Genomic DNA, 14139 nt, shown 5'->3' with positions numbered 1-14139 from the left:
CCGGCTCACCGGTCAACGGCGGACGACGAAGACATACTCCGTGCTGTCGTCGGTGAACGGTTCGCCGGCGAACCCGCCATACAGTGCCTCCAGTTCGAGGCCGGCGATGTCGACGAGCCCGAGCCATTCGTTCTTCGTCGCCCACCACAGCGAGTTCGTCGCGCCGTCGTCGCGGACGATGTCGATCCGGTTGTCACCCACCGAGTACCGGATCGTGTGTGGATTCGGTGCGTCCCGGGACACACCGTCGACCCGGGCGGCGACGTGGTGGTCGAAGGCGAACGCGTTCCAGGCGAACCGCCCACCCGGCCGCAACGACGCGGCCACGCGCTCGAACGTCCGGCGGCGGTCGGCCCACGTGGCCAGGTGGAGCAGCGCACGGAACGGGCAGTAGATCAGCCCTGCCGGCTCGTCGAGGCGCAGATCGCGCATGTCGGCCTCGCGCAGGTCCAACTCCACGCCCGCGCTGTCGGCGCCGGCACGGGCCTGCTCGAGCATGGCCGGCGAAATGTCAAAACCGATCACTGGTCGCTCCACCGCACACGCGACCGGGATCGCGACACGGCCGTTGCCCACCGCCAGCTCGACCACCGGCCCGTCGGTCTCACGCGCGAGCCCGACGTAGAACGCGACGTCCTCGGTCATGTGAGCCGACCACTGCGCGTACCCGACCGCGAAGGCCTCATCCCAACTCATGCACCAAGGCTGCCAGCTGGACCGCCGGTGTCTAGATCAGTCGGCAGGGAATGATCGACACGTCTTCGTAGTCCTTCCGTAGGCGGTCGGCGAAGTTTGCGAGGTCGACGCCCACCGCAATACGAATGTCGGTCGTCGCGGGCAGGGAGTCCGGGCTCGCGATGTCAGCCAGTTCCGGGTCGTCCTCGAAGATTTCCAGGAAGCGCTCGTACGCCTCCGCCTGCGTCTCCGTCCGCACCAGCCCGACCTCGCGGTCCTCCCGCAACGTCTTCGCGGCTTCGGTCATCTCCTCGTCGGTGGGGAAGTAGATGGTCACCGTGTCAACGCACTCGGGCGTGACCGGGGTCGAGGTGAAAACCGGCGTCGTGGCACGACTCCTGCCGTCGTAGTCGGCCACGACGAGCAGCGTCACGGTGGCCACCGCGGCGATGACCAGACCGACCGCGGTCCACAGCACGAGCTTGATCTGTCGGGTCAACGGGTTCTCCTCGGCTCGAAGGCGCCCACCAGTCCGGCGAGGAACAGGTCCATACCGAATTCGAACCGTTCCTCGGGGGTGGCCTCGGCGAGAATCCTGCCAACTCCGAGCAGATTCGGGAACTGCGTTGGCCGTGCTGCCATGTACGCGGCGATTTCCCTGCTCCGCGTCGCGATCGTCTGCTCGTCGGTTTCCCCGGTCTTGACGGCGGCGAGCTCGTACGCGAACGCCGAGCACCACAACGACAAGGTGTCGAACGCGAACACCGCTTCCCGGTCCGGCACCCCGCCCGCGCGCAGGACCGCCAACACCGCTTCTCCGTATGCCAGCGCGTTGGGTCCTGCCGGCACGACCGTCTCGAGGCCGACCCGCGCGATGCCGGGATACGCGGTCAGCATCTTGAGCTGAGCCCTGGCCATCTCGAGTATCTGCTCGGTCCAGGTGTCCGGGTCCGGCTTCGGTCGGGGCAACCGGCCCAGCAGCCGGTCGAGCATCAGCTCGTGCAGCTCCTCCTTGCTGCCGACGTGCGCGTACAGCGAGGCAGGTCCCGTCCCGAGCGTCTGGGCGACCTGGCGCATGCTCACCGTGTCCAGGCTGCCCTTGCCGAGCAGCTCAAGTGCCGTGTCGACGATCAGGTCCTGGCTGAGCACCCGGCGCTGCGTGGCCGGCTTCGTCCTCGGCCATTCGGCCTCCACTCCTACCTCCTCTCGTAGGTGTGAGCACTGTACTTGACACGAATGCCGTTCGGACGTAGAACGGTGTTCCATCATAACGAACATCGTTCGTAAGGAGTAGTGATGACTGACGAGCAATACCCGGTTCTGGTGGTCGGTGCGGGGCTGGCGGGCCTGTCCGTGGCGATGTTCCTCGGCGTGCAGGGCGTGCCCGCGCTGGTGGTGGAGCGACATCCGACCACGTCGATCTATCCGAAGGCCCGCGGCCAATTCCCGCACACCATGGAGGCGTTGCGGGTGGCGGGGGTGGCTGATCGCATGGTCGAGGCGAGTCCGCCCGACTCGGGCTTCCGCATCGTCGTGGCCGAGAGCGTGACGGGTCGTGTGTTCCAGGACATGCTGATCGACGGTCAGCCGGACTTCAGTCAGCTCAGCCCGGCAGGCTGGGCCAACGCGAGCCAGGAACGGGCGGAGCCGATCCTGCTGGCACGCGCCCGTGAGCTGGGTGCCGAGGTCCGGTTCGGTACGGAAATGGCCTCGTTTACGCAGAACGACTTTGGCGTCCACGCGGTGTTGCGCGACGAGGAGGGCGAGCGACGGGTGCGGGCCGACTACCTCGTGGCGGCCGACGGACACCGCAGCCCGATTCGTCACGCGCTGGGCATCGGCACTCATGGCCGGGGCGACCTGGACCGGTCGATCGGCATCGTGTTCGAAGCCGATCTGGGCCGGAGTGGGTTCGGTCTCTATTACCTGCGGAACCGTGAGCTGCCGGGCGGTGCGGGCGTGGTGGTGAGCACCGACGAGCCCAACCGGTACGCGTTGTCGGTGGGCTACCGCGAGCATGTCACGGACGCGGAGTGGCTCTCGATGATCCGCGTGGCGACAGGGGTACCAGACCTGGAGCCGGTGCTGGTGTCCGAAGGCGTGACGAGTGGCCACACGTCGGCTCGCGTGGCGGACCGGTTCTCGAGTGGACGCGTGCACATGATCGGCGACGCCGTGCGGGTGATGCCTCCGACGGGCGGGTTCGGTGGCAACACGGCCATCATGGACGGCTACTACCTGGCGTGGAAGCTTGCGATGGTGCTCACGGGCGAGGCGGGGCCGGAACTGCTCGACAGTCATGACCCGGAGCGCCGTCCGTATGCCGAAATCCTGATGGAGCAGCAGTACGCGGCATTCGTGCGACGCATGCGCCCCGATCTGGCCGACGAGACCATCGCCACCGACGTTGACCCGGTGTCCACGTTGTTCTTCGGTTATCGTCACCTTTCCCCGGCTGTGTGGCTGGAGCCGGACGACGATTGCGCGCCGCTGGAGAACGCGGAGCAGCCAACGTCGAGGCCCGGCTCACGTGCCCCGCATGTCCTGTTGCGCAAGAACGGCGCCTCTCTGTCCACAAGGGACCTGTTCGGCGTCAACTTCGTGCTGCTGGCCGGTTCCGCGGCCGAGAAGTGGGTGGCGGCCGCGACAAATCTCGACCTGCACATCGACATCTACCGCCTCGGCGAGGACGTGGAGGACGCGGAAGGACGTTTCACGAAGACCTACGGCATCACGGACAGGGGCGCGGTGCTCGTCCGCCCGGACGGCTTCGTGGCATGGCGGGCAGAAGCAGAACAAGGCGACCTGGCGGAAGCGGTGAACAAGATCCTGTCACGTACGTGAAGTCTCGGCGGTGCGGGGCGGGGCGGGGGCCGAAACCGACGCCGGGGCCGTTTCGGATGGGATGCGCGCGGATGAGAAGGCTGAGTTGGCGGCGTTGCGGAGCCTGTTGCTTTTTGATGCTTGTGCTGACACGCCGGGATGATCTTGGCGGTGGTGTGTTAGGGCCTGTTTTGAAGTTCTGACCAGCTGTTTCTTGTGGATGATGGCTGTGTCGGCGTGTCGTTGATCAAATAGACGAGCGGTGGCGGGGCGATGTGATCTGACCGACGCGCAGTGGGCGGTGCTCGAGCCGCTGCTGCCTGTCGGGAAGAAGCCAGGTCGCCCGTGGGCATGGGCCAAGCGGTAGCTCATTGACGGGATTCGCTGGCGTACCCGCGCTGGCACGCCCTGGCGTGATGTGCCGGCGGTGTATGGGTCGTGGCAGGCGGTGTACGGGTTGTTTCGCCGCTGGCAACGGGCCGGGGTCTGGGCGGCGATCCTGTCCCGGTTGCAGGCGGTCGCGGACGCGGGCGGGTTGATCACCTGGGATGTCAGTGTCGACTCGACCATCGCCCGCGCGCAGGCGCGTCCGAGTGACCATCCCTGAACGCCGCGACCAACGCGCCAACCGCGCCCGCCGCGGCGTCATGGGAGGCCGGCCACCCGTCTTCGACAAGACCGCCTACAAACGCCGCAACATCGTCGAACGCTGCTTCCAACGCCTCAAGCAATTCCGGGCGATCGCCACCCGCTACGACAAGACAGCCCTGTCCTACCAAGCCATGATCGACCTGGCCACCCTCACCCTCTGGCTTGAGGACACTCCCTAGCGCGGGCAGGATTCCCGGGGTGGCGAGGGTGTTGACCCGGTTCCGTCAAAACCACCAGGACGCGTTGACCGGCCTGCTTACCGAGTCGCTGGTGCTGGCCGCTGAGTTGGGCACGAAGATCGCCGGGAACGCCAGCAGGGACGTTACCCCCGGCCACCGAGGCCACACGGCTCCGACAGGGCGCCCGCCCCGCGATGTGGATCGAGTGGCGGTGGCCGGCGCTCCCGCAAGCGCGTTGTCGGCTGATGCCTGCGGCGGGCTGTTCGGGCAGACACCGAAACGGTGGCGCACCACCACGGTGGCTGACCCGACAGCGACCCGTGCCGAAAGATCTGATCGCCGGCGACTTCTCCTGCACGACAGCCGATGTGTACGTGACCGAACAGAACCCTCCGTCGCCAACGCAACCAACACTCTGAATTCCGGGGAGACAGACCAGTCATGAGCCAGCAGGGTTGGACCGCGACCGGCGTTATCGAGGCACCGCTCGACGAGGTGACGGCAGTGTTCCTCAAGGTGACCGAAGGTCCTGTGAACAAGGACAACGCCCCATTGCTGAACGTCGTCCCGGGCGCGGGGAGATTGCTGGGGAGCGCCGTCCTACGTGGCGGTCCCACGGAGTTCACCATCCGCTACGGCCCTCGTCCGGGCGGGACGGTCGAGGTGGAGGTGGAGCGTGGGTACTTCGCCTTCCAGGGCGGCTACAAGTTCCGGGCCGAGTACAGGTTCACCGCACACCCGAAGGGCACGCTGCTGATCTACCGAGCAATCAACGTCGCACTGGGCAACCACCAGGACCGTGCGGCTGTCCGCTTCCAGTTCTGGCTGGGAGGCGCACTGAAGGTGGGCTTACGCGGCAGCCTTCGCCGAATAGGGAAGGCCCTCGGCTGCCGAACGTACGCGGGGAGTTGAACAGGAGGCAACGTCATCCCCAGTCGCGATTGGAGACAGGTGATCACCGCGATACGGGCCGGACGAGCGATCACAGTGGCTCCACTGGCGCAACGCCTGACCACCCTGGAGGCCGCCGACCTGCTGGACATCAGCCGTCCGACGATGATCAAGCTCTTGGATGACGGCAAGCTCCCGTTCGGGCAGCCCAGCCGGCACCGCCGTACGACAGGTATGTGCTTGAGGCCTTGTGCTGGGGACGAGCGTGAGTCGCGTCATGCTTGACGTCGCCTGATCGAGTGAACGGAGCCCGATGGGGGTGGTGGCATCAGTCGCGCGGAGCGTTGCGACAATGACCCTGGACGGTCCACGTGCTCCGGACCGTCCTGAGCCAGTCTCACGCAGCTTGAGTCAGCCTGCTCGGCTCAACCGAGCAGCCGTAAACGGTCACATTCGGCACCGGATCGACCGGTACTTGTGCGCACCTCCGTAAACTTGTGGTGAAGACGGGAGGTGACCAGGTGGCGAGCACAGACGAGCGGCGGTTCGCCGTGCTGCGGGCGATCGTGGCGGACTACGTCTCGAGCCAGGAGCCGGTCGCCTCCAAGGCGATCGTCGAGCGGCACAACCTCGGTGTGTCCAGCGCCACGGTGCGTAACGACATGGCCTCGCTGGAGGAAGAGGGATACATCGCGCAGCCGCACACCAGTGCGGGGCGCATCCCAACAGACAAGGGGTACCGGCTGTTCGTCGACCGGTTGACCGAGGTCAAGCCGCTGTCGGGCGCCGAGCGGCGGGCGATTCGCTCCTTCCTGGACGGGGCGATCGACCTCGACGACGTGCTGCGGCGCAGTGTCCGCCTGTTGGCGCAGCTCACGCGGCAGGTGGCGATCATTCAGTACCCGACGCTGACGCACTCGACGGTGCGGCACATCGAGCTGGTCCAGCTCACGCCCGCGCGGGTCATGCTGGTCCTGATCACCGACAACGGCCGCGTCGAGCAGCGGACCGTCGACCTCGGGGACGTCATCACAGCCGACACAGTGTCGCGGCTGCGGAACATGCTGAACACCACGCTCGTTGACCATCCGTTGACGGAGGCTGCCGCCAAGGTCAGCGAGCTGCTCGAGGACGCGCCGACCGACCTGCGGGACGCCATGACCCGGCTTGCCACGGTGCTGGTCGAGTCACTGGTGGAGCACCCGGAGGAGCGGCTGGTCCTCGGCGGCACCGCCAACCTCACCCGCAACGCGGCCGACTTCCCCGGGTCGCTGCGCCAGGTCCTCGAAGCCCTCGAGGAGCAGGTGGTGGTGCTCAAGCTGTTCGCCGCCGCCCGTCAGCCTGGCACCATTACGGTGCGGATCGGGGAGGAGAACGAGGCGGCCGAGATGCGCAGCACCTCAGTCGTCTCGATCGGTTACGGCGCGCACCAGACGCTGCTCGGCGGTATGGGCGTGGTCGGGCCGACCAGGATGGACTATCCGGGCACGATCGCCGCGGTGCGCGCGGTCGCGACCTACGTGGGAGACATTCTGGCCGGGCGTTGAGAGCCCGGACAAGCAGAGCAAGCATGGGAGAACCCCCGGTGGTCCGGGGCAGGAGGACGGGAACACGGTGGCGAGGGACTACTACGGCACTCTCGGGGTGCGTCAGGACGCGACGTCCGACGAGATCAAGCGTGCCTACCGAAAGCTCGCACGCGAACTGCACCCCGACGTCAACCCCGACGAGGCGGCCCAGGAGCGCTTCCGCGAGGTCACCGCGGCCTACGAGGTCCTCTCCGACCCGCAGAAGCGCAAGATCGTCGACATGGGCGGCGACCCGCTCGGCAACGGCGCTGGTGGCGGCGCTCGCGACCCGTTCGCCGGGTTCGGGCTCGGCGATATCATGGACGCGTTCTTCGGCGGGGGCATGGGCGGTGGCCGTGGGCCACGCAGCCGTGTTCAGCCCGGCTCCGACGCCCTGATCCGGATCGAGCTGACGCTCGAGGAGTGCAACACCGGTGTCACCCGCGAGCTGACCGTCGACACCGCCGTCCTGTGTGACGCCTGCCGTGGTGCGGGTGCCGCCGACGGCTCCTCCGCGCAGGTCTGTGACACGTGTGGCGGCCGCGGTGAGGTCCAGTCCGTCCAGCGCTCGTTCCTCGGGCAGGTCGTCACCGCGCGGCCGTGCCCCGTCTGCCGTGGCGTGGGCGAGGTCATCCCCGACCCGTGCCGGCAGTGCGGTGGTGACGGTCGTGTCCGCGCCCGCCGCACCATCACCGCCAAGGTGCCGCCGGGTGTCGCGGACGGCATGCGGGTTCGGCTCTCGGGCCAGGGCGAGGTCGGGCCAGGCGGCGGTCCCGCCGGCGACCTGTACGTCGAGGTCGTCGAGCAGCCGCACCCCACGTTCGAACGCAACGGCGCCGACCTGCACTGCACGATCCGTATCCCGATGACCACCGCCGCGCTCGGTGCGGTCCTCCCGCTCGAGACGCTCGACGACACCGTCGAACTCGAGCTCGACCCGGGCATCCAGCCGGGCACCGAGCTGCTGCTCACCGGGCACGGTCTGCCGCGACTGCGCTCGTCCGGCCGCGTCGACGGCCGTGGCGACCTGCACGTGCACGTCGAGGTCGAGATCCCGGGCAAGCTCGACGCGCGGCAGACCGAACTGCTCCGCGAACTCGCCAGCATCCGCGGCGAGGAGGACCAGATCGTGGCGGCCACCAACGGCCGCGGCGGTGGACTGTTCTCGCGGCTCCGCGCCCGCCACCGGTGAGCGGAGCCTGCGTGCGCCGTGAGTGACACCGCACCCGTCTTCCTTGTCGACGCCGTCCCGTCGGGCACCCACGCGGTGCTCGACGGAGCCGAAGGCCACCACGCCGCGACCGTCCGCCGGCTCCAGCCCGGCGAGGAGCTGGTGCTCGCCGACGGCAGGGGAGCGGCGGCCACCTGCGTCGTTGAAACGGTTCAAGGTAAGGATTCCCTCGCGCTGCGGGTAGCGCGAGCCTGGCACGAGCCCCAGCCGCAGCCGAGAATCGTGCTCGCACAGGCACTCGTGAAAGGCGACCGCGGCGAACTCGCCGTCGAACTCGCGACCGAGACCGGTGTCGACGTCGTCACACCGTGGCGGGCCAGTCGCAGCATCGCCAAATGGGATGAGGGCCCGCGTGGCGCCAAAGCCCTCGCCCGGTGGCGCAGCACTGCCCGCGAGGCCGCCAAACAATCCCGCCGCGCATGGGTTCCCGAGGTCACCGATCCCGTCACCACCCGCCAACTCGCTGAGCTGGTAAGGAAAAGCGCAACCACGCTGGTTCTGGACGCGGCCTCGAGCGTTGGTATACGTGACGTAGAACTTCCGCGCGCCGGCGACATCCTGCTCGTCGTCGGACCGGAAGGAGGAATTTCCGAAAGCGAGTCGGAGACCCTGCGTACCGCAGGAGCGCAGGTAGTAAGGCTCGGTCCCACCGTGTTGCGAACGTCCACCGCCGCCGCTGTAGCCATCACGGCACTGGGAGTCCTGACGCCACGCTGGCGCTGAGAGTGCACAACGGTCTACTCTTTGCACAGCAACACGTCTTGCCGCATTGGTGAGATGATTGAGATCTACCGCCGGACACCTCCCCCCTCGGTCCGGCGGCGTCGCGTCGCGGTGGAGCGACCCCCAGGCTTCACCGCGACGCGACATCCCCTTTCTTCTACGGTGCCGCGTGATTCGCAGTACCTTTCAGCCGTGGGTACGAATGCTCCGCATGAGGAGCTCGACGTCGGCCACCGGACCGTCCGAATAAGCAACCCGGGCCGGGTCTATTTCTCCGCTCGTGGAGAAACCAAGCTCGACCTGGCGCGTTACTACCTCGCCGTCGGCGATGGCATCGTCAACGCCTTGCGCGAGCGGCCCTGCATGATGCACCGCTTCCCGGACGGGGTCGACGGCGAGAAGGTGCACCAGAAGCGGCTTCCTCGCGGCGCGCCGCCGTGGGTCGAGACCGTGCGGGTGCACTTTCCCCGCTACGGGCGGCACGCCGACGAGCTGTGTGTGACCGAGCTGGCGAGCGTCGTCTGGGCCGTCCAGATGTCCTGCGTCGAGTTCCACCCGTGGAACTCCCGGCGGGCCGACACCGAGAAGCCCGACGAGTGGCGAATCGACCTCGATCCCATGCCAGGGGCCACGTTCGACACCGTCCGCAAGGTCGCCCATGTCGTGCGGGAGGTGCTCGACGAGCTCGGTGCCGTCGGTTTTCCCAAGACCTCGGGCGGCAAAGGGCTCCACATCTACGTCCGGATCCAGCCGGACTGGGGCTTCGCCGACGTGCGGCGGGCCGCACATGCTTTCGCACGTGAGGTGGAACGCCGCGCCGACGGCCTGGTCGACCTCGCCTGGTGGCGCAAGGACCGGGACCCGAACACGGTCTTCGTCGACTACAACCAGAACGCGCGCGATCACACGATCAGGTGTGCTTATTCCGTGATCGGGGTGCCCGAGGCGCGGGTCTCCACCCCGATTCGCTGGGACGAGGTACCCGACGTGGACCCGCGTGAGTTCACGATAGCAACGGTCCCGAAACGGTTCGCGGAGCTGGGCGACCTGCACGCCACGATCGACGACAACGTCTTCGACCTCCGACCACTCCTCGAGTGGGCCGACCGGGACTCCCAGGACATCCCGGACCTCGACAAGACCGATTAACCTCTGCGCATGCCCGAAAGCGACTGCCTGTTCTGCAAGATCATCGCCGGCGAGATCCCGTCCTCGAAGGTGCTGGAAAGCGATACCACCTACGCCTTCCGGGACATCAATCCGCAGGCCGGCGTGCATGTGCTGGTGGTGCCACGCACCCACTACGAGGACGCGGAAGAGCTCGCCAAAGCCCCGAAGGAACTCGCCGACGTCATCGCCACCGGGGTCGAGATCGCCAAGCAGGAGGGAATCGACCAGTCCGGTTTCCGGCTCGTGTTCAACACCGGTGAGCACGCCGGTCGCACCGTCTTCCACGCGCACCTGCACGTCCTTGGCGGCGAGCAGCTGGGGCACTTCGGCCGCCCCGGCGGCTGAGCGCCGGTAACGTCGATGCGAACTGTCGGTGGGGGCGACTAACATCGACCTCGACAGTTGAGAAACGAGTTGGCGCGGCAAGGCGCAGAAGGCAGGACCGACAGCATTGACCGGTACCGCACGAGGTGGCGCGGGACAAGCCGCTGCCCCCGCTTCTGCTCCCAATCCAGCTGACCCGGCCCAGTCCCGGTTCACCATTCCCGACCAGGCCGCGCTCGCACTTCTGGGGTCCCGCGACGAGAACCTGAAGGTCGCCGAGGAACTGCTCGACGCCGACATCCACGTCCGGGGCAACGAGGTCACCCTCTCCGGCGCCCCGAGCGAGGTCGCGTTCGCCGAGCGCGTGTTCGCCGAGCTGGTGACGCTCGCGAGTCGCGGACAGCAACTCGGTCCCGACGCCGTCCGGCGCACCGTCGCCATGCTGTCCGCCGGTGCCGCCGAGTCGCCCGCCGAGGTGCTGAGCCTCGACATCGTGTCCCGGCGTGGCCGCACCATCCGGCCGAAGACGCTCAACCAGAAGCGTTACGTTGACGCGATCGACCAGCACACGGTCGTGTTCTGCATCGGCCCGGCAGGCACAGGCAAGACCTACCTGGCCATGGCCAAGGCGGTGCAGGCGTTACAGGCCAAGCAGGTCAACCGCATCATCCTCACCCGCCCGGCTGTCGAGGCGGGGGAGCGGCTCGGCTTCCTGCCCGGCACGCTCTACGAGAAGATCGACCCGTACCTGCGGCCGCTGTACGACGCGCTGCACGACATGGTCGACCCGGAGTCGATCCCGCGCCTGATGCAGGCGGGCACGATCGAGGTCGCGCCGCTTGCCTATATGCGTGGCCGGACCTTGAACGACGCGTTCATCATCCTCGACGAGGCGCAGAACACCTCGCCGGAGCAGATGAAGATGTTCCTGACCCGCCTGGGTTTCGGTTCGAAGATCGTGGTCACTGGTGACATCACGCAGGTCGACCTGCCGGGCGGCACCCAGAGCGGTCTGCGTGTCGTGCAGGGCATCCTCGGCGGCGTGGACGACGTGCACTTCTCCACGCTGTCCAGCAACGACGTCGTGCGGCACAAGCTGGTCGGTGACATCGTGGACGCCTACGACCGCTGGGCGGCCACCCAGGACAACGATCAGGACGCGCGCCGGACGGGGCCGCGTGGACAGGCGCGGCGGGGCCGCTAGTTTCCATGAGTGAGCCTGCGAACGAATCGATGTCACATGGCGACCGCGAGTGGCCGGACCGAGCCTGCGGGGGACGGTCGTGAGCATTGAGATCGCCAACGAGTCGGGTGTGGCGGTCGACGAACCGTCGATCGTCGCCGCCGCCCGGTTCGCGCTCGACCGCATGCGGGTCAGCCGGCTCGCCGAGCTGTCCGTCCTGCTGGTGGGCCTCGACGAGATGGCCGACCTGCACGAGCGCTACCTCGACCTGCCGGGCCCGACGGACGTCATGGCGTTCCCGATGGACGAGCTCGAGTCGGCGCGCCGGCCGGACGCGCCGGACCCGGGCCCCACACTGCTCGGCGACCTGGTGCTGTGCCCGCGGTTCGCCCGCGACCAGGCACGCAAGGCCGGGCACTCGCTGATGGACGAGCTGCACCTGCTGACCGTGCACGGTGTGCTGCACCTGCTCGGCTACGACCACGCCGAGCCGGCCGAGGAACGCGAGATGTTCACGCTTCAGAAGCGGATTCTCGCCGACTTCAAGTCCGAACGGGTCGCCGCGCAGCGCCGCGCCGCACAGCGCCGCGAGGACGACAAGCTGCTCGGCGCCGCCGGTCTGGCGGAGCCGGACCCCAAGCCCGAAGAGGAATAGACCGTCGGGGGACGATCGTGAGCGGAGCTTGCGGAGCGAACCACCAACACTCACGGTGCCACCGGCCCTGGGGAGCCTTGAGCCGGGCCTGCCGGGCGCGTGAGGTGGCGTGGTGAGCGGGGCTTGCGGAGCGAAGCACCAAGGTTCACGTCGCTGCCGGGCCGGGGGTGTGCATCGGTGGGAGGCTGGCGGAGCCGTGAGTGAAGCTTGCGGGGCGAGTCTTCGAGTGTTGCGCGGTGTCGATCCGGGTGGGGTGGCGTGGTGAACGGGCCTTGCGGAGCGATCCGTCAACGCTCACGGCGCTGCCTCGCCGGCGGTGGGCATCGGTGGGTGGCCCGAGGAGCTTTGAGCCACGCTTGCGGGGCGGGTCGTCGGGCGCTGGGGTGTGGCGGCGGCCCGTACCGGGCGCGCCACAGCGCTGCGGGGCAGCCGTGAACGGCGCGGCCGGTTCCGCGGGACTGCTGGTGATCGCGGTGCTGTTGGTCATCGCCGCTGGGGTGTTCGCGTGTGCGGACGCCGCGATCTCGGCCGTCTCCCGGGCGCGGGTCGACGGGCTCGTGCGTGGCGGTCGTACCGGTGCGAAGCAGCTTCTCGCGGTGGTGTCCGAGCGGCCCCGGCACATCAACCTGCTGCTCCTGCTGCGGCTCGGCTGTGAGCTGGCCGCGACCGTGCTCGTCACCGTCGCGTTCATGAGCCTCATCGACTCGAACGCGGTCGCCGGGCTGGTCGCCGCGCTCAGCATGATCGTCGTGTCGTACGTGCTGGTCGGGGTCGGGCCTCGGACGCTGGGGCGGCAGCACCCGTACTCCGTGGGACTCATCGCCGCAGGGCCCGTCCGTGCGCTCGGTACGGTGCTCGGGCCGTTGTCCCGGTTGCTGATCGTCGTCGGTAACGCCATCACCCCTGGACGTGGCTTTCGCGAGGGGCCCTTCTCGTCCGAGGTCGAGTTGCGTGAGCTCGTCGACATGGCGCAGGAGAGCGGCGTCGTCGACGCGGGCGAGCGCGAGATGATCCACTCGGTGTTCGAGCTGCGCGGCACGATCGCGCGCGAGGTGATGGTGCCGCGCACCGAGATGGTGTGGATCGAGCAGGCGAAGTCCGCGCGCCAGGCGCTCGCGCTGTCGCTGCGGACCGGCTACACGCGACTGCCGGTGATCGGCGAGAGCGTGGACGAGATCGTCGGGGTGGTGAACCTCAAGGACCTCGTCAAGGCCACAATGGACAGTCCGAGGAACGGGCAGCGTGAGCCGCACTCCGTCGGCGAGGTGATGACCGAGGCGACGTTCGTGCCGGACAGCAAGCGGCTCGACGACCTGCTGCGGGAGATGCAGCTTTCCCGCAACCACATGGCGATCGCGGTCGACGAGTACGGCGGCACCGCCGGTCTGCTGACCATTGAGGACATTCTGGAGGAGATCGTCGGCGAGATCACCGACGAGTCCGACACCGACGACCGCCCACCGGTGGAGCACCTGGACGACGGCACGGTGCGGGTCAGTTCGCGGCTGCCCGTCGAGGACCTCGGTGAGTTGTTCGGGGTCGAGTTGGACGACACCGACGTCGAGACGGTCGGCGGGCTGCTGGCGCAACAGCTGGGCCGAGTCCCGCTGCCCGGCACCGAGGCCGAGATCGCGGGGCTCAACATGCGTGCGGAAGGCGGCAAGGACGGCCGGGGCCGCATGAGGATCACGTCCGTGGTCGTCCGCGGCATGCCGGCGGCCGAGAACGAAGGGAACGAAAGTGACTGACCTCGACCCGGAGGACGCGAAGCTGATCACGCTGGCGAGGTCGGCACGGGCGCGCACCGGCGCGCCGGAGGGCGCCGCCGTGCGGGACGACACGGGCCGCACCTACGTCGCGACCACCGTGGACCTGCCGTCGCTGCAGCTCACCGCGCTCCAGGGCGCCGTCGCGGCCGCGGTGTCGAGCGGGGTGTCCGGCTTGGAGGCGGCGGCGGTCGTGACGGACCTGCTCGACGTCGACCGTGCGGTGGTGGACGACCTGACGCCGGCCGCGCCGCTGCTGGTCGCCGACCCGAAGGGTGAGCTGCGCTGACGCGGGCGGAG

Annotated in this window: 15 protein-coding genes and 1 pseudogene; 13 read left to right on the top strand and 3 right to left on the bottom strand. The window is 68.3% G+C overall.

The genetic code is table 11. From position 1 onward, the window contains the following. Positions 1-12 precede the first annotated feature (12 nt). Genes VF106_RS15110 through VF106_RS15100 form a run of 3 tightly spaced genes read right to left on the bottom strand, consistent with a single transcriptional unit; the run spans position 13 to position 1869 of the window. Positions 13-696: a class I SAM-dependent methyltransferase gene (locus VF106_RS15110; protein WP_330840322.1), complete on the bottom strand. Its 684-nt coding sequence runs from the start codon at positions 694-696 to the stop codon at positions 13-15. 31 nt (positions 697-727) lie between these two features. Beyond that, on the bottom strand, positions 728-1174 hold the full coding sequence (locus tag VF106_RS15105; protein WP_330840321.1) for a permease-like cell division protein FtsX: 447 nt from the start codon (positions 1172-1174) through the stop codon (positions 728-730). After that, positions 1171-1869 carry a TetR/AcrR family transcriptional regulator gene (locus VF106_RS15100; protein ID WP_330840320.1) on the bottom strand — a complete coding sequence of 233 codons (699 nt, stop codon included), beginning with the start codon at positions 1867-1869 and terminating at the stop codon, positions 1171-1173. Before VF106_RS15100 ends, VF106_RS15105 begins: the two co-directional genes overlap by 4 nt. A gap of 102 nt (positions 1870-1971) precedes the next feature. On the opposite strand from VF106_RS15100, the gene VF106_RS15095 reads away from it, so the two are divergent. The 13 genes and pseudogenes from VF106_RS15095 to VF106_RS15035 all read left to right on the top strand — a co-directional run bounded on the left by VF106_RS15095 (position 1972) and on the right by VF106_RS15035 (position 14128). After that, a complete protein-coding gene (locus tag VF106_RS15095; protein WP_330840319.1) occupies positions 1972-3519 on the top strand; it encodes an FAD-dependent monooxygenase in 1548 nt (515 codons plus the stop codon). Positions 3520-3760: 241 nt separating this feature from the next. Beyond that, positions 3761-4328: pseudogene (locus VF106_RS15090) on the top strand (transposase). A 441-nt stretch (positions 4329-4769) separates the two neighbouring features. Continuing rightward, on the top strand, positions 4770-5240 hold the full coding sequence (locus tag VF106_RS15085; RefSeq protein WP_330840318.1) for a hypothetical protein: 471 nt from the start codon (positions 4770-4772) through the stop codon (positions 5238-5240). A 39-nt stretch (positions 5241-5279) separates the two neighbouring features. After that, entirely contained in the window at positions 5280-5504 is a 225-nt protein-coding gene (locus tag VF106_RS15080) for an excisionase family DNA-binding protein (protein ID WP_330840317.1), read from the top strand. Positions 5505-5740: 236 nt separating this feature from the next. Then, positions 5741-6766 (top strand): heat-inducible transcriptional repressor HrcA, encoded by a 1026-nt coding sequence (gene hrcA / locus VF106_RS15075; protein WP_330840316.1) that lies wholly within the window; start codon positions 5741-5743, stop codon positions 6764-6766. A gap of 67 nt (positions 6767-6833) precedes the next feature. Beyond that, a complete protein-coding gene (gene dnaJ, locus VF106_RS15070; protein ID WP_330840315.1) occupies positions 6834-7979 on the top strand; it encodes a molecular chaperone DnaJ in 1146 nt (381 codons plus the stop codon). Positions 7980-7997: 18 nt separating this feature from the next. Beyond that, a complete protein-coding gene (locus VF106_RS15065) occupies positions 7998-8741 on the top strand; it encodes a 16S rRNA (uracil(1498)-N(3))-methyltransferase (RefSeq protein WP_330840314.1) in 744 nt (247 codons plus the stop codon). Between the two features lie 192 nt (positions 8742-8933). After that, positions 8934-9890 (top strand): non-homologous end-joining DNA ligase, encoded by a 957-nt coding sequence (ligD, locus tag VF106_RS15060; RefSeq protein WP_330840313.1) that lies wholly within the window; start codon positions 8934-8936, stop codon positions 9888-9890. A gap of 9 nt (positions 9891-9899) precedes the next feature. After that, entirely contained in the window at positions 9900-10256 is a 357-nt protein-coding gene (locus VF106_RS15055) for a histidine triad nucleotide-binding protein (RefSeq protein WP_330840312.1), read from the top strand. A 106-nt stretch (positions 10257-10362) separates the two neighbouring features. After that, positions 10363-11439, top strand: coding sequence for a PhoH family protein (locus VF106_RS15050; RefSeq protein ID WP_414638970.1), 1077 nt, complete (start codon positions 10363-10365; stop codon positions 11437-11439). A gap of 79 nt (positions 11440-11518) precedes the next feature. After that, positions 11519-12073 (top strand): rRNA maturation RNase YbeY, encoded by a 555-nt coding sequence (ybeY, locus tag VF106_RS15045; protein ID WP_330840311.1) that lies wholly within the window; start codon positions 11519-11521, stop codon positions 12071-12073. 431 nt (positions 12074-12504) lie between these two features. Further along, positions 12505-13821: a hemolysin family protein gene (locus VF106_RS15040; protein ID WP_330840310.1), complete on the top strand. Its 1317-nt coding sequence runs from the start codon at positions 12505-12507 to the stop codon at positions 13819-13821. Next, the gene (locus tag VF106_RS15035; protein ID WP_330840309.1) at positions 13814-14128 is read left to right on the top strand and encodes a cytidine deaminase-like protein; all 315 of its coding nucleotides are present in this window, start codon (positions 13814-13816) and stop codon (positions 14126-14128) included. The genes VF106_RS15040 and VF106_RS15035 overlap by 8 nt, the downstream gene beginning before the upstream one ends. Positions 14129-14139 lie beyond the last annotated feature (11 nt).

The sequence above is a fragment of the Actinophytocola sp. genome (genome assembly GCF_036378875.1).
Taxonomy (GTDB): Bacteria; Actinomycetota; Actinomycetes; order Mycobacteriales; family Pseudonocardiaceae; genus Actinophytocola.
Note: the sequence above shows the minus strand (reverse complement) of the source record. Positions and strands in the feature narration are given on the sequence as shown.

Coding starts and splice junctions, on each gene's coding strand:
- VF106_RS15110 (WP_330840322.1), bottom strand. CDS start 696: ATGAGTTGGGATGAGGCCTTCGCGGTCGGGTACGCGCAGTGGTCGGCT.
- VF106_RS15085 (WP_330840318.1), top strand. CDS start 4,770: ATGAGCCAGCAGGGTTGGACCGCGACCGGCGTTATCGAGGCACCGCTC.
- VF106_RS15055 (WP_330840312.1), top strand. CDS start 9,900: ATGCCCGAAAGCGACTGCCTGTTCTGCAAGATCATCGCCGGCGAGATC.
- VF106_RS15095 (WP_330840319.1), top strand. CDS start 1,972: ATGACTGACGAGCAATACCCGGTTCTGGTGGTCGGTGCGGGGCTGGCG.